14 protein-coding genes are annotated in these 15,244 nt (G+C 71.4%); 5 read left to right on the forward strand and 9 right to left on the reverse strand.

What is annotated here, in order from left to right; genetic code table 11:
* Positions 1-69 precede the first annotated feature (69 nt).
* From OHU74_RS13215 to clpS, 4 genes are all read right to left on the reverse strand, one after another.
* Entirely contained in the window at positions 70-492 is a 423-nt protein-coding gene (locus OHU74_RS13215; RefSeq protein ID WP_371616077.1) for a Mov34/MPN/PAD-1 family protein, read from the reverse strand.
* Positions 493-636: 144 nt separating this feature from the next.
* Complete coding sequence (locus tag OHU74_RS13220; RefSeq protein WP_371616078.1) at positions 637-2,085, reverse strand: amino acid permease; 1,449 nt, start codon at positions 2,083-2,085, stop codon at positions 637-639.
* Between the two features lie 330 nt (positions 2,086-2,415).
* The gene (locus OHU74_RS13225; RefSeq protein ID WP_371616079.1) at positions 2,416-3,030 is read right to left on the reverse strand and encodes a DUF2017 domain-containing protein; all 615 of its coding nucleotides are present in this window, start codon (positions 3,028-3,030) and stop codon (positions 2,416-2,418) included.
* Positions 3,030-3,344: an ATP-dependent Clp protease adapter ClpS gene (gene clpS, locus OHU74_RS13230; protein ID WP_330296593.1), complete on the reverse strand. Its 315-nt coding sequence runs from the start codon at positions 3,342-3,344 to the stop codon at positions 3,030-3,032. The genes OHU74_RS13225 and clpS overlap by 1 nt, the downstream gene beginning before the upstream one ends.
* Positions 3,345-3,425: 81 nt before the next feature.
* On the opposite strand from clpS, the gene OHU74_RS13235 reads away from it, so the two are divergent.
* Together OHU74_RS13235 and OHU74_RS13240 are read left to right on the forward strand one after the other, a co-directional pair.
* The gene (locus OHU74_RS13235) at positions 3,426-4,754 is read left to right on the forward strand and encodes a nicotinate phosphoribosyltransferase (RefSeq protein WP_371616080.1); all 1,329 of its coding nucleotides are present in this window, start codon (positions 3,426-3,428) and stop codon (positions 4,752-4,754) included.
* Between the two features lie 162 nt (positions 4,755-4,916).
* Positions 4,917-5,516 (forward strand): nicotinamidase, encoded by a 600-nt coding sequence (locus OHU74_RS13240; protein ID WP_371616081.1) that lies wholly within the window; start codon positions 4,917-4,919, stop codon positions 5,514-5,516.
* 20 nt (positions 5,517-5,536) lie between these two features.
* Here OHU74_RS13240 and OHU74_RS13245 read toward each other — a convergent pair whose 3' ends face one another.
* Positions 5,537-5,836, reverse strand: a complete 300-nt coding sequence (locus OHU74_RS13245; protein ID WP_371616082.1) for a hypothetical protein — start codon at positions 5,834-5,836, stop codon at positions 5,537-5,539.
* Positions 5,837-5,948: 112 nt separating this feature from the next.
* Positions 5,949-8,357, reverse strand: a complete 2,409-nt coding sequence (locus tag OHU74_RS13250) for an immune inhibitor A domain-containing protein (RefSeq protein ID WP_371616083.1) — start codon at positions 8,355-8,357, stop codon at positions 5,949-5,951.
* Positions 8,358-8,739: 382 nt separating this feature from the next.
* Between OHU74_RS13250 and OHU74_RS13255 the strand changes: the two genes are divergently transcribed.
* Complete coding sequence (locus OHU74_RS13255) at positions 8,740-9,030, forward strand: hypothetical protein (protein ID WP_371616084.1); 291 nt, start codon at positions 8,740-8,742, stop codon at positions 9,028-9,030.
* Between the two features lie 105 nt (positions 9,031-9,135).
* Here the strand turns inward: OHU74_RS13255 and OHU74_RS13260 are convergent, their stop codons facing one another.
* Together OHU74_RS13260 and OHU74_RS13265 are read right to left on the reverse strand one after the other, a co-directional pair.
* Entirely contained in the window at positions 9,136-9,882 is a 747-nt protein-coding gene (locus OHU74_RS13260) for an RDD family protein (RefSeq protein ID WP_371616085.1), read from the reverse strand.
* A gap of 89 nt (positions 9,883-9,971) precedes the next feature.
* Complete coding sequence (locus OHU74_RS13265) at positions 9,972-11,279, reverse strand: RDD family protein (protein WP_371616086.1); 1,308 nt, start codon at positions 11,277-11,279, stop codon at positions 9,972-9,974.
* A gap of 278 nt (positions 11,280-11,557) precedes the next feature.
* On the opposite strand from OHU74_RS13265, the gene OHU74_RS13270 reads away from it, so the two are divergent.
* The gene (locus OHU74_RS13270) at positions 11,558-12,034 is read left to right on the forward strand and encodes an SsgA family sporulation/cell division regulator (RefSeq protein WP_330296601.1); all 477 of its coding nucleotides are present in this window, start codon (positions 11,558-11,560) and stop codon (positions 12,032-12,034) included.
* A 110-nt stretch (positions 12,035-12,144) separates the two neighbouring features.
* Here the strand turns inward: OHU74_RS13270 and OHU74_RS13275 are convergent, their stop codons facing one another.
* On the reverse strand, positions 12,145-13,494 hold the full coding sequence (locus OHU74_RS13275; RefSeq protein ID WP_371619670.1) for an FAD-binding oxidoreductase: 1,350 nt from the start codon (positions 13,492-13,494) through the stop codon (positions 12,145-12,147).
* Between the two features lie 276 nt (positions 13,495-13,770).
* Here OHU74_RS13275 and OHU74_RS13280 point away from each other — a divergent pair, with 276 nt between their 5' ends.
* Positions 13,771-15,231 carry a tetratricopeptide repeat protein gene (locus OHU74_RS13280; protein ID WP_371616087.1) on the forward strand — a complete coding sequence of 487 codons (1,461 nt, stop codon included), beginning with the start codon at positions 13,771-13,773 and terminating at the stop codon, positions 15,229-15,231.
* Positions 15,232-15,244: the final 13 nt, after the last annotated feature.

Genomic DNA, 15,244 nt, shown 5'->3' on the forward strand with positions numbered 1-15,244 from the left:
CCGACCCCTGGTTTGGAGTGTGATTCCGCATCGTGGACGGATACCGCTCGCATACTGGACAGTAACCCGTCAGTAAGCCTCGACGACCTGCACTTCTTCCTCCGTGATCACGCCTTCGACGATCCGGTACGACCGGAACTGGAACTCTCCGAGGCCGTCCTTGTCCGCCGTGGAGACCAGCACGTAGTGCGCGCCGGGCTCGTTCGCGTAGGTGACGTCGGTGCGCGAGGGGTAGGCCTCGGTCGCGGTGTGCGAGTGGTAGACGATGACGGGCTCCTCGTCCCGGTCGTCGAGCTCGCGGTAGAGCTTCAGCAGGTCCTTCGAGTCGAACTCGTAGAACGTGGGCGACCGGGCCGCATTCAGCATCGGGACGAACCGCTCCGGGCGGTCCGTGCCCGCCGGGCCGGCCACCACTCCGCACGCCTCGTCGGGGTGGTCCTGACGGGCGTGCGCGACGATCTGGTCGTACAGGGCCTGGGTGAGGGTCAGCATGTTCGACAGGATAAGCAGACGGGCCCTCCCGTACCGAGGAGCGGTACGGGAGGGCCCGAATGATGGACACGAGGCCCAAGGGGGCGTGGTTCCCGGCCGTGACAGGCGGCCGGGACTCACGGTTCCGGGGGTGGCCCGGGTGGGCTACGAGACCTTGGTGAAGGCCTCGGAGCTCGGGGCGCGGGACTTCAGCACCAGGTACGAGACGCCCAGCAGCAGACCCCACAGCGGGGCGCAGTAGAGCGAGACGCGGGCGTCCTTGTCGATGCCCATCATCACGATGACCATGCCGATGAAGGCCAGGGCGAACCAGCTGGTGTACGGGGCTCCGGGCGCCCGGAACGGCGACTTCGGGAGGTCGCCGCGGTCGGAGGCGGCCCGGTAGCGGATCTGGCAGACCAGGATCATGATCCAGGCCCACATGCCGGAGATGGTGGCGAAGGAGACGACGTAGTCGAAGGCCTTGCCGGGGGCGACGTAGTTGATCCAGACGCCGACGAGCATCAGTGCGGCGGAGAAGGTGGTGCCGGCGAGCGGGGTGCCGCTCTTGGTGAGCTTGGTGAAGACCTTCGGGCCCTGGCCGTTGAGCGCGAGGTCGCGCAGCATGCGGCCGGTGGAGTACATGCCCGAGTTGCAGGAGGACAGGGCGGCGGTGAGGACGACGAAGTTGACGATCGCCGCGCCGACGCCCAGGCCCATCTTCTCGAAGGCGGCGACGAAGGGGCTGACGCCCGGCTGGAACTCGTGCCACGGGACGACCGACAGGATCATGACCAGTGCGCCGACGTAGAAGACGGCGATGCGCCACGGCACGGTGTTGATGGCCTTGGGCAGGGTCTTCTCGGGGTCCTTGGACTCGCCGGCGGTGACGCCGACCAGCTCGACCGCGAGGAAGGCGAACATCACGATCTGCAGGGTCATCAGCGTGCCGCCGAGGCCCTTGGGGAAGAAGCCGCCGTCGTTCCACAGGTTCGAGACGGCGGCCGTGTCGGCGGCGTCGGAGAAGCCGATGGTGAGGATGCCGGCGCAGATCAGGATCATGCCGACGATGGCGGTGACCTTGACCATGGAGAACCAGAACTCCAGCTCGCCGAAGAGCTTCACGGAGATCAGGTTGGCGCCGTAGAGGACGAAGGTGAAGATCAGCGCGTACGCCCACTGCGGGAAGCTGTCGTGGGTCCAGTACGCCATGTACTGCGCGGCCGCGGTGACCTCGACGATGCCGGTGACCACCCAGAAGAGCCAGTAGGTCCAGCCGGTCACGTAACCCCAGAAGGGGCCGAGGAACTCCCGGGCGTAGTCCGAGAAGGAGCCGGAGACGGGGCGGTACATGAGCAGCTCGCCCAGGGCCCGCATGATGAAGAAGATGACCAGGCCGGCGATGGCATAGGCCAGGATCAGGCTCGGTCCGGCCTTGGAGATGGCCTTGCCGGCGCCCAGGAAGAGGCCGGTGCCGATGGCGCCGCCGATCGCGATCATCTGGATCTGGCGGGCGCCCAGTGCGCGGTGGTATCCCTCGCCGCCGCCCTCGGCCCCGCCGCCCTGTGCGGGCGTCTTGTCGTGCTGCTGCTCGTCGACCTGTACGGAGGTCATGTCTTGGTGCGCCTTTCTCCACGCCGGTCCGCGCCTTCGTTGGCTGCGGATCGGGTCCTCGATCCCCCCGGATACGGATGGAGTTGCACGCCGGCGGTCAGCCGGTTCAAGCAGGCCGGGGGACATGGGTGGCGCCCCGTCGGCGGTCGTGAAGATTTATCACGTGCTTACGGGTGATCGAGGGGTGAAAGTGTGACGCAAGGCTCAAAAAAATCGGGGCAAAGCGCCTGGAGCAGATCAGATCACCGCATGGCGGTGATCTGATCGTTATCCGGATTTGAGCGTCCGCTGAGCGAACGGCCCCCTGGGGCGAATCCCGCTTGAGGATCCTCAGAGGTTGTCGACGAGGGTTTCGATGAGGGTCTCCTGGAGACCGCCGAGCCACAGGTACGCCATCACCATCGGCTTGCGCGGATCGTCGTCCGGGAGCCGGAAGAGGACGGCGCTCTCGTCGTCCTCGGTGATGTCGAGGCGGGCCGCGATGGTGAGCCGCAGGTCGTTGAGGGCGCCGAGCCAGCGCAGCCGCAGCTCGCCGGCCACCTCCAGGACGGCCGCCCCGTCGGCGGCCGGGCTGAGCCCGTCGAGGCTGCGTACGACGGCCAGCGCGTCCTCCCGCTTGCGGGTGCGCAGGTCGTTCTCGGTGAAGCGGCGGAATTCGGCCGAGTGGGCCCGCAGCTCCTCCGCGTCGGCCCCGGGCAGGGTCTCCGGGCCGCCGTAGGCGTCGGGGAAGAGCCGGGCCAGGGCCGGGTCGGACGGGGGCTCGGTGGGGCCGTCGGAGGCCGCGAAGAGCACGGCGAGCGGATCGGCGTCCGGCTCGGGCTCCGGGTCGCCGGGACCGATGAGCTCGAGCAGCTGCACGGCCAGGGAGCGCAGGATCGAGATCTCGATCTCGTCCAGCGCGATGGTGGCGCCGCCGCCCTCCAGGGCCTCGAACACGCCGCCCATCAGTTGCGGTCCTGGGACATGGTCGCCCAGAGGCCGTAGCCGTGCAGGGCCTGCACGTCGCGTTCCATCTCCTCGCGGGTGCCGCTGGAGACGACCGCCCGGCCCTTGTGGTGGACGTCGAGCATCAGCTTGTTCGCCTTGTCCTTGGAGTAGCCGAAGTACGCCTGGAACACGTACGTCACGTAGCTCATGAGGTTCACCGGGTCGTTGTGCACCAGGGTCACCCAGGGGACGTCGGGTTCCGGGACCGCGAAGGTCTCTTCGGCCGATTCGGTGCGTTCGATCTCAACAGGAGCAACACTCACTTGTCCCATGCTGCCACTGCCGGGGGCCGGTCGCACAAACGGGCCCCTACATCTCGTCAATCTGACGAGATGTGCGCTAGCATCCGTGCCATGAACCCTGCGGACCTGGGCCTGCCGGTGGACGTGCCGTCGACAGCGCTCTTCACGGACCATTACGAGCTCACGATGTTGCAGGCCGCCCTGGCCAGCGGCACCGCCGACCGGCGCTCGGTCTTCGAGGTCTTCACCCGGCGGCTGCCCGAAGGACGGCGCTACGGAGTGCTCTCCGGAACCGGCCGGGTGCTCGACGCCGTGGAGAACTTCCGCTTCGACGGCGCCGTACTGGAGTTCCTGCGCGAGCGGGCCGTCGTCGACGACCGGACCCTGGACTGGCTGGCCTCGTACCGCTTCTCGGGCGACATCTGGGGCTACCCGGAGGGCGAGGTCTACTTCCCCGGCTCCCCGGTCCTGCGCGTCGAGGGCAGCTTCGCCGAGTGCGTGCTGCTGGAGACCGTGATCCTGTCGATCCTCAACCACGACTCGGCGATCGCCGCGGCCGCCTCCCGGATGTCCTCGGCGGCCGGTGGCCGGCCGCTGATCGAGATGGGCGCCCGGCGCACCCACGAGCTGGCGGCCGTCGCCTCCGCGCGGGCCGCGTACGTCGGCGGTTTCACCTCGACCTCGGACCTGGCGGCCGGATTCCGCTACGGGATCCCCACGGTCGGCACCAGCGCGCACGCCTTCACCCTGCTCCACGACGACGAGCGCGGCGCCTTCACGGCGCAGGTCGCCTCGCTGGGCAACGGGACCACCCTGCTGGTGGACACCTACGACGTGGCCGAGGCGGTCCGCACGGCCGTGGAGGTCGCCGGGACCGGCCTGGGCGCGGTCCGGATCGACTCCGGGGACCTGCTGCTCGTCGCGCACCGGGTGCGCCAGCAGCTGGACGAGCTGGGGGCGACGGAAACCAGGATCGTGGTGACCTCGGACCTGGACGAGTACGCGATCGCCTCGCTGGCGGCGGCCCCCGTGGACGCCTACGGGGTCGGCACCCAGCTGGTGACGGGCAGCGGGCACCCGACGTGCTCGATGGTCTACAAGCTGGTGGCGCGGGCCGCCTCGGCCGACGTGAAGGCGCCGCTGGTGTCGGTCGCGAAGAAGTCCTCGGGCGGGAAGACGTCCGTCGGGGGCCGCAAGTGGGCGGCGCGGCGGGTCGACGCGGACGGGGTCGCGGAGGCGGAGGTCATCGGGACCGGGCCGGTGCCGGCGGCGCTGGCCGACACGCAGCTCCTCGTCCAGCTGGTCAAGGGTGGCGAGGTCGTGGCCCGCGAGTCCCTGGAGACGGCCCGCGACCGCCACCGCGAGGCCCTGGCGGGCCTCCCGCTCTCGGCGACGCAGCTCTCGCGCGGCGAGGCGGTCATCCCGACCGAGTACGCGTAGCGGGGGGGGCGGAGCCGCAGGCCCGGCGCAGCCGGGGCACCCGGGGCTCCGCCCCGGACCCCGCGCCTCAATCGCCGGCGGGGCTTGATTTGCCACCGCCCGGGGGAAGAGCCCCCGCAGGGCCCGCCGCCGCACAGGAACACCGAGCCGAAGGACATCGTCATGCACCGCGCACTGATCGTCGTCGACGTACAGAACGACTTCTGCGAAGGCGGCAGCCTCGCGGTCACCGGCGGGGCCGACGTGGCCGCCGCCATCACCGAGCTCATCGGGCAGGCCACCGCCGGGTACCGGCACGTCGTCGCCACGCGGGACCACCACGTCGACCCCGGGTCGCACTTCGCCCGCCCCCCGCAGGAGCCGGACTTCGAGACCTCCTGGCCCGTGCACTGCGTCGCCGGGACCGAGGGCGTGGGCTTCCACCCGAACTTCGCTCCGGCCGTCGCCTCGGGGGCCGTGGCCGCCGTGTTCGACAAGGGGGCGTACGAGGCCGCGTACAGCGGCTTCGAGGGGGCGGACGAGAACGGCCGCGGGCTCACGGAGTGGCTGCGCGACCGCCAGGTCACCGAGGTCGACGTGGTGGGCATCGCCACCGACCACTGCGTCAAGGCCACCGCCCTGGACGCGGCCCGCGCGGGATTCCGTACGCACGTCCTGCTGGACCTGACGGCGGGCGTGGCCCCGCACACCACCACCCGCGCCCTGGCCGAGCTCCGCGAGGCCGGGGTCGAGCTGAGCGGCACGCCCGTGGTGGCCGGCTGAGCGGGGGCCGCTCCCCGCGTTCAGCCCAGCAGGGCCCTGATCGGGTGCCACAGCTCCTGCGCCCGGTCCGGCGCTCCGCGCCAGAGCAGGCCGTCGGGGTGGTGCAGGACGGCGGTGATCTCGTCCAGGGTCGGGGGCTGGGCGTTGCCCCGCAGGTAGACGGCGCGCATTCCGAGGTTCCGCAGCCTGGTCAGGGCGCGGGCCCGGTTCGCGGCGTGCACCAGCACGCGGACATTTCCGCCCTCTCCGGACGGTCTGGGCAGCGTGAGCGCGACGACCACGCTGCCGCCGGGCAATCTGACGAAACCTCCACCGGGCATGCCTTCATCTCCCCCGTCAATAAGAAACTCGCAACACGCATCTAAACGCGATCGGCCGCCGCCCGCTAGAGGGGCGACGGCCGATCATGCTTTGACCTGCGGTTTTGCCGAATTACTTAGCGGCGGGACCGACCTCGACCGTCATCTGGAGACCGTCGCGCGGCTCCTTGACGATCTTGATCTTGGTGTTGGTGTCAGTGACCTTCACCGAACCGGTCGGGTTCTCGTCGTAGTAGTACGTGCCCTTGTGGTCGTCGAAGACCGTGTTGGCCGGCTTCGACTTCAGGAACAGCGACTCGCCGTTCTTGTGCAGGGTGAAGGCGTCCGTCTTGTACGAGCTGAAGGCGGCGTCGTACGGCTGGATCTTGTTGCGCAGCAGGGTGCCGTCCGACCACTTCATCGGCTTGGCGTTGGCGTCGATCGGCAGGATCAGACCGGCGCCGGGGTGCACGCTGGTGTTGTTGTCCTTCTGGGAGGTGTCCCAGAGCCAGATCAGCAGACCGTCCTGGTACGCGTAGTGCTCGACCCAGTTCGGCTTCGTGTTGGCGAAGCCGAAGTTGTACGGGCCCACCTTGAGGGTGGAGTCGTACGAGACGTAGCGACGGTTCTCCGCCAGGTAGTACTGCGCGTACTCCTTGGTGAAGCCGGCACCGATGCGCGAGAAGCCCTTGCCGGCCCAGCCGTTGTCGCCGTTCTCGGCGCCGTCGGTGAACAGGGTGGAGCCGTCCGCGGTGATGTTGACGGCGTCGGCCGTGAAGCCCTTGCCGCCCGCGCCGCCGTCCGTCTGGTAGCGGAAGCGGAGGTCGATCTTCTTGCCCGCGTAGGCGTCGAGCGGGAAGGCCAGCGACTTCCAGGCCTCGGAGGCGCCGGTGAGCGACGGGCTGCCGGAGGCGTCGGCCGGGATGGCCGTGCCGTCGGCGGTGCCGGCGAGGGCGGTCCAGGTGGCGCCGCCGTCGGTGGAGACCTCGGTGTACAGGAAGTCGTAGTCCTGCTCGATGTCCCACCAGCCCTTGAGGGACAGGGCGGCGGACTTCTTGCCGGTCAGGTCGACCGAGCGGGTCAGGGTGTTCTTGAGGTCGTCACCCATGTTGCTCCACCACTGCGAGGAACCCTCGGCGGGAGCGACGACGTCGGTCTTGACCTGCTTCTTCGGCAGCTCGACGAGGAGCGCCTGCTTGTCCTTGGTGTTGAACTCCGAGACACCCAGCTTGTGGGTGGACTTCGTCGCGGCCTTGGCCGAGCCGTAGTTCAGCCAGCCCAGCTGGAGCTTGTCCCAGGCGGTCATGTCGCCCGGGAGGTTGCCTATGGAGTCCTTGCCGTCGCCGAGCCAGGAGCCGGCCGACATCAGGGACCAGAAGCCGACCGAGTTCTCGCCGCCACCGGTGGTGTCGTAGAGGTCCGGGAGGCCGAGGTCGTGGCCGTACTCGTGCGCGAAGACGCCGAGGCCGCCGTTCTCCGGCTGCATCGTGTAGTCGCCGACCCAGATGCCGGTGGTGCCGATCTGAGTGCCGCCGGCCTTGTTGTTCGCCGGGCCGGTCTTGCCCGCGTCGGTGCCGTAGGCGTACCAGCGGTGCGCCCACAGGGCGTCCGCGCCCTGCACGCCGCCGCCGGCCGACTCGTCCTCGCCCGCGTGGACGATCTGGAAGTGGTCGATGTAGCCGTCGGGCTCGTTGAAGTTGCCGTCGCCGTCGAAGTCGTTGCGGTCCCACTGGTCGTACTGGGACAGCGTCGCCTTGATCTCGGCGTCGGTCTTGCCGGCCTTCTTCTGCGCGTCGGCCCAGGAGTTCACGCCGTCCTTGACGGTGTCCCAGACGTTGTTGCAGTTCTTCTGGCCGCAGTAGTTCGAGCCGTAACGGGCCTCGTTGTACGGGATCTTGACCCAGTCGGCGACCTGGCCGTCGACCGAGTAGCGGCCCGAGGAGGTCTTCTCGTAGTAGGTCTTCAGCGAGTTCTTGCCCTGGCCGGTACCGAAGTACAGGTCCTGGAAGTAGTCACGGCTGAAGTCCTTGCGCCACGCGGTGCTGTTGTTCGTCGCGCGGTCGGGCTGGGCGATCTGGTTGTGCGCCGGCCCCGGGGTGCCGCCGTACTTGACGACCGGGGGCTTGGGGCCGCTCGGACCGTCCGGGTCGAACATGGTGGTGCCGTCCACCTGGTCACCGAAGTCGACGAGGATCGTGAAGATCTTGTCGGTCTTCTCGCGGCCGAGCTCGACGTACTTCTTGTCGGCGAGCTTGACGACCTTGGAGGCGCCGCGCTGTTCGACTTCCTTCTTGCCCGAGAGCACCTGCTCCAGGGCGGCCTTCCTGGCCTGCGCCTGCTGGTCGCTGAACGGACCCTTCAGGTTGTGGTCGACCTGCTCCTTGGCGGAGGAGGTCGGGTCCTGACGGTCTGCGGCGTGGGCGGTCGGGCCCTGGTCCGCCTGGGCGATCGAGAAGGCTGCGCCGGTGGCCGCCGTGACGGCCAGGGTCGCGCCGATTGCGGCGGCGCGAAGCGCTCGTCTTCTCGCGGAATTGCTGGTCACTTGACGTCGTTCCCCTCCCGCGGCCGCGACTAAGTGCGGAACGTCTCCATAGGAGCGGGGGGTTCCGTGCGGCGCGCGTCTCAAGTGACGACATTTGACCGGAGAGTCGCAAGAAAAGACAGACCTTGACTTGATCCTTACAACTGCACTATGCGGGTTCGGAGTTCCGCTATGCGGACGTACCCCGGCCATATGGGACGAACGACGCTTCCCCGCCTCGAGTCCGGCTGGAGAATGAGCCCCGTGCGCCCCCTGTGCTCCGCAGCTGTGGGTTAGGTCGCGCTTACCGGCAGTGCCGCTCGGGCATCCACCGTCGTAGAGTCACTTGACGCCCGACCAGGTTGAGCCGACTCCCCCTCCCGCTACGAGGACGGAAATCGCCATGCCGCGTCCGACTGCCGCACAGCTCACCTACGGGTCCGCCACCGTCATCGTCTCGACGATCGCCATGCTGCTGCTCTCGCAGACGAGCACGGGACTCGGCGTCGCGGTCATCTCCGCCGCCGCCCTCGCCCTCGGGCTCCTCGTCGCGCTCACCGTGCCGATCCCGCGCCGGCGCGGCCGGCACGCGGCCTCGGCCCGTACGAGGACCGCCGCCGCCTCCCCGGTGCCCGACACCGTCCCTCAGGACGTGGAGGCGGCCGCCGCCTCCGAACATCCCGTGCACCACTGATCTGCCGGGCACCGTATTGCAACAGAACAGCGCGGCGCGGGCGGCCTCCCACTGGGGAGACCGCCCGCGCGCTGAGCTGCGTACGCCTGTGGACCGCCGGCCGGGTCAGCCGGACTGGACCACCACCGTCTTGCCCACCTTGTCGTGCAGACCCTGCTTGTAGGGCTTGTCCACGAGCATCGAGATGACGAGCGCGATCGGCCACAGGCAGAAGCAGCAGATCAGCGTCGGCAGCCAGAGCACGGCCGCACGGGACAGCGCGGCGTTGGACTGCGGGACGCTGCCGTCGTTGAGCATCGCGACGCGCAGGCCCAGCCACTTCTTGCCGAAGGTCTGGCCGTTCTTCTTGGTGAACCACCAGTCGTAGCCCACGTAGGCGGCGATCGAGATCAAGGTCATGATCAGGCCGCTGCCGCTGTAGGACTTGGTGATGACCTCGGAGACGTCCTCGCCGTTGCTCGTGTCCACCGTGTAGCGCTTCGTGCCGAAGGCCAGCTGGATCAGGAACAGCGGGACGGCGACGATCACCACGTCGATGATGCGGGCGGCGAGCCGCTTGGCGAAGTCGGCGAGCGGAGGCATCCCGGCGAGCGGGTCGGGCATGCCTCCGCCACCGCCGTACGGGTCTCCGCCACCGCCGTAGGGGGGCGGCGGGGGCGGGTAGCCGCCACCACCGGGCGGGGGCGGCGGAAACCCTCCGCCGCCGGGCGGGGGCGGAGGGGGATAGCCGGACCCGCCTGCGGGCGGTGAGCCGTACGGCGAACCACCCGACGGGGGCGTCGGTTCCTGGGGCTTCTTGAGGAACGGGTCGTCCTCGGGCGGCTGGCCGGGCGGCGGCTGGTCGGTGCTCATGGCCCGAGTCGAACCCGGCCCGGCCCGACCCGCAACGGGGACGCGGCCATTCGGGGGACGGCCCCGCGCGGGCGGCCCCGGACGAGGCGCTAGCGGGCCACGTACGTGCGTGCCAGCCGGTCGTGGAGGGTCCGGCGCCGCGGGCGGTCCCCGAGGGCCCACACGGCCCCGGGGAGCCCCAGGAACGCGTACACGAGCCAGCGCCGCAGGGCCGCGCCGAAGCGGGGCGGACGCAGGGTGGCGGCGGCCAGGACGCGCACGCCGAAGAGCTTCTTGCCCGGGGTGCGGCCCCAACGGGCCGTGGGCAGGGCCTCGTAGAGGACGCCGAAGACGAGGACGGCGCCGAGTACGAGGCCCAGCCCGCCCGCGATGGTGCCGTCGAACAGCCACACGGTGGTGGTCCGCCCGCTCACCCGGGCCGCGTCCACCTTGGCCTGGAGGTGTGCGGTCGCCCCGGGTACGAGGGGCAGCGCCACCGCGGTCGCGACGCCCGCGTACACGAGGGTGTCCAGCAGCCGGGCCGCGGCGCGGCGCCCGAACCCGGCGGGGCGCACGGCCCGCTCCGCCATCCGCTCGAACACGGCCCGCTGGGTGACGGGCCTCGGCGCGGCGGGCGCCGCGACGGGCTCGGCCCGCTCCACGGACCTCGCCGGCACCACGGGCGCTACGGGCGCCTCGCGCTCCACCGGCTGCGCCGCGGGCCGGGAGCGGGCCGACGGCTCCGCGGGCGGGAGGGGGGCGGGCGGCCAGGCCTCGGCGGGGGCAAGGGCAGGGGCCGCGTGGGCCGGAGCCGCGTGGACGGGGGCCGCCGGGGCCGGAGCGGCGTGGGCGGCCGCGCTGACCGGGGAGCGGGCCGACAGGATCCCGATCCCCTCGGGGGCCGCGGAGCCGGACACCCGCGCGGGCAGCGGCAGCGGTGCGGGCAGCGGCGCGGATACCGGCAGCGGCGCGGGCGCGGGCACGGCCACCGGGACGGGTGCGGGGCCGGGGCCGGGGACCTGAACCGGCGTACGGGCCAGCGAGATCCCCGCCGGGCGGGCGGCGGGTTCGTTGCCCCAGGACACCCGGTGGTCGCGCGGCCCTCCGAAGCCGGACTGGTGGAGGGGGTCGGCCTGCCACACCACGGGCTCGGCCCCGAACTCCGCCTCCGGTTCGGGCCAGCGGGCGGGCTCGGGTTCGGGCTCGCGTTCGGGTTCGCGTTCGGGCTCGCGCAACGCCTCCGTGACACCGGTCTCGTCGAGGAACACCGGACCCGTCTCGTCCGCCGCGACCGCGGGGCGGCTCGTACCGGGAACCCAGTTCAGGCCGTTCCAGAACCTGACGTACCCGGGGATGGACGGATCGGGGTAGTAGCCCTCGCGGGCCGCGTGCTCGCCGTCACCAGGGGAGGCCGTCAATGTCCCCAACTCCGATCGTGGCTTGAGGCTTGTGCAGGGGTGGACCATAGCCAAGAACCGCCCCCCGACAGGTCCGGTAACGGGAGAATCCAAGCCTTTGAGCGAACGCGGCCTCGTACGCACGATTCCGGTCAGCCGACAGAATCCGGCCAATCCCGAGATTGCTCCGGGAAGTCGCGTCATACCCGGGCACTTCGGCGCTCTCTGCGGGTGTGGGACCGGTTTCCCGGCCCCGCTCACCGGCAGAAGTACGCACACCGCACCGAAGTGAGGCCGTCATGCACCACCCCGTCATCGAACGCGAGCTGGAACTGAAGCTGGTCCTCTCCCCCGAGCGCAGCATCCCGGTCGCCGCCCGGCTCCTGTACCTCACGGACGACCCGTACGCCGTCCACATCACCTTCCACACCGGTTCCAGCACCCCGGTCAACTGGACCTTCGCCCGCGAGCTGCTGGTCGAGGGGGTGTTCCGTCCCTGCGGCCACGGAGACGTCCGGATCTGGCCCACGAAGGTCGAGAACAAGGCCGTCCTGTGCATGGCGCTCAGCTCCCCCGACGGGGACGCCCTGCTGGAGGCCCCCGCCGCGTCCGTGTCCGCCTGGCTGGAGCGCACCCTGCGGATCGTGCCGCCCGGCACCGAGGCCGAGCGGCTCGGCCTCGACGCCGCGCTGGCGGAGCTGCTCACCCCGACCCCGGCCGACGAGCTGTGGATGCGCGACCCGTGGCCGTCCGACGAATCCGCGGACGGGGAGTGAGGCCCCGCGCGGCCGCCCGCGCACGCAGCCCCGTAAGGCCGCCGGGCGGACGGTACGGGCCTTCGCGCAGGTACGGGCCTTCGCGCGGACCGTACGGGCCTTCGCGCGGATCAGAACAGCTTGCCCGGGTTGAGCAGTCCCTCCGGGTCGAAGGCGTGCTTGACGGCGCGCTGCATCTCCAGGCCCACCGGGCCGAGTTCGCGGGCGAGCCATTCCTTCTTCAGGACGCCGACCCCGTGCTCCCCCGTGATGGTCCCGCCCAGCGCGAGGCCCAGCGCCATGATCTCGTCGAAGGAGGCGCGGGCCCGCCGGGTCTCGTCCTCGTCGGCCGGATCGAAGCAGACGACGGGGTGGGTGTTGCCGTCGCCCGCGTGCGCGCAGACCCCGATGAGCAGGTCGTGGTCGCGTGCGATGGCAGCGGTGCCGTCGAGCATCTCGGCGAGCCGGGTGCGCGGTACGCACACGTCGTCGATCATCGTCGCGGGCCGCAGGGCCTCCAGCGCGGTCAGGGACATCCGCCGGGCCTGGAGCAGCAGTTCGGACTCGGCCTCGTCCTCGGCCGGTACGACGGCGCTCGCCCCGGCGGCGGTGCACAGCTTCCCCACGGCCGCCAGGTCGGCCGACGCGTGCGGGGTGTCGAAGGCGGCGAGGAGCAGTGCCTCGGTGGTTTCGGGCAGGCCCATCCGGCCCAGCGCGTTGACGGCGCGGACGGTCGTACGGTCCATCAGCTCCAGCAGCGAGGGCGTCAGCCCCGCCTCCATGACGGCGCAGACGGCTTCGCAGGCGGCCGCGGCCGAGGGGAACTCGGCGGCGAGCGCAAGCTGGCGGGGCGGTGCGGGACGCAGCGCGAGGACGGCCTTGACGACCACGCCGAGGCTGCCTTCGGAGCCGACGAACAGGCGGGTGAGGTCGTACCCGGCGACCCCCTTCGCGGTCCGCCGGCCGGTGCGCATGAGCCTGCCGTCGGCGAGGACCACGTCGAGGCCGAGCACGTACTCGGCGGTGACCCCGTACTTGACGCAGCACAGGCCGCCGGAGGCGGTGCCGATGTTCCCGCCGATGGTGCACTGCTCCCAGCTGGAGGGGTCCGGCGGGTAGTACAGGCCCTGCTCGGCGACGGCGCGGGAGAGGACCGCGTTGACGACTCCGGGCTCCACGACGGCGATCCGGTCGACGGTGTCGATCTCCAGGATCCGGTCCATCTTCACGAGGGACAGCACGATGCAGCCGTCGGAGGCGTTGGCCGCGCCCGACAGGCCCGTGCGGGCGCCCTGCGGGACCACGGGGACGCGCAGCGCGTGGGCGGTGCGCATGACGTGCTGGACCTGTTCGGCGGTGCGGGGCAGGACGACCGCGGCCGGGGTGCCGGCCTCGCAGAAGCTCGCCATGTCGGTGGCGTAGGAGGCGGTCACCTGGGGATCGGTGAGCAGCGCCCCGGGAGGGAGGCCTTCGAGGAGCATCGCGTGGAGCCGCCGCTGGGGCGAACCGTGGAGCCGGGTGGAATCTTCCTCATCCATGGGGCCAGCGTGACAGCCGGGGCCATCGGTGTGAACACGCCCACGACGTTCTTCGGACACCTCGGCGAGCTCTTCATATTGACGCACAGTGACCCCATGGATCCCATGCGTCAGGCAGTGCACCCCGAGAAAGCGCCGCCCGAGAAGGCGTCGGCCGAGGAGCAGCTCCGCCAGGAGCCGCAGCCGCGGCGTGCGGAGTCTCGCCAGCCTGCCCCTCCCGTGAACTTGACCGGCCGCAAGACCCTGGTGGCGGCGGCGGTCGCGGTGGTCCTGATCGCCGGAGCCCTGCTGATCCGGCCGGCCCGCGGCGGCGACGACGCCCGGCCGCCGGGGCCCGGCGAGCGGGCCCGCGCGGCGGTCGGGATGGGCGCGCCCGCGGCGGCGGTGGACCTGTCGGCGCTGGTGGCTGACCGGGAGAAGTGGCTCGCGGGCCACCGCGACGACGACGCCTCGTGGGCGGTGCTCGGGTCGGCGTACCTGGAGCAGGCGCGCCGGACGGCCGATGCGGCCTGGTATCCGAAGGCGGAGCAGGCGCTGAAGCGGTCGCTGGAGGTGCGCCCGGTCGAGAAGGGGAACTTCGACGCAATGACGGGCATGGGCGCGCTGGCCAACGCCCGGCGGGACTACGGGACCGGCAAGCGCTGGGGCGAGCTCGTACGGGCGCAGGCGCCGAAGCGGTGGACGGCGTACCCGGTGCTCGTGGACGCCTACGCCGGGCTCGGCGACTACAAGGCGGCCGAGAAGGCGATGGAGCGCCTGGTGGACATGCGGCCGGGGCTGGCGGCGTTCGTCCGGGCCTCGCAGGTCTACCGGGACCGGGGCTGGCGCGAGGACGCGACCATGTCGATGGAGCACGCGGGCGGCGCGGCGAAGGCCCCGGCGGAGAAGGCCTACGTGCTGTTCCGGCTCGGGGAGCTGGCCTGGGAGCGCGGCGACGAGACGGAGGCGCTGCGGCAGTACGAGGCCGCGCTGCGCACCGATCCGGCGCAGGCGGACGCGCTGGGCGGGCGGGCCCGGGTGCTGGCCGCGCTGGGGCGGGGCGGGGAGGCGGTACGGGACTACCGGCTGGCGCTGGGCCGGGCGCCGCTGCCGAGGCTGTCGCTGGAGCTGGGCGAGCTGCTGGAGTCGCTGGGGCGGGGCGACGAGGCACGGACGGTGTACGAGGGCCTCGCGGCCCGGGCCAACCGGGGCGGGTCGGACGGCGGGGCGAGCGGCGGGGTCAACGAGGAGCTGGTGCTGGGCCAGTTCGAGGCGGACCACGGCGAACCGGCCGCGGCGGTGCGGCGCCTGACGGCGGAATGGGCGCGGCACAAGAACCTGCAGGTGGCGGACGCCCTGGGCTGGGCGCTGCACAAGGCGGGCGACGACACGGCGGCGCTGGAGTACGCGAAGCAGGCCACCGACAAGGGGCTGCGGCTCGCGGAGTTCTCGTACCACCGGGCGATGATCGAGCGGGGCCTGGGCGACGAGGCGGGGGCCCGGCGCCACCTCCAGGAGACGCTGCGGACCAACCCGCACTTCTCGCCGGTGCGGGGTCCGCTGGCGAAGGACGCCCTGGCGACGATCGGCCAGCCCCCGGCGGGCGGCCCGGAGAACATGCAGCCCACCACCCCGTGGGTGGCCCCGGAACTCCCGAAGGCGAAGCCGAAGCCGGGAGCGAAGCCGAGCCCTTCGCGCTGAGCGCGGCGGGGCC

This window comes from Streptomyces sp. NBC_00454, from assembly GCF_041434015.1.
Taxonomy (GTDB): Bacteria; Actinomycetota; Actinomycetes; order Streptomycetales; family Streptomycetaceae; genus Streptomyces.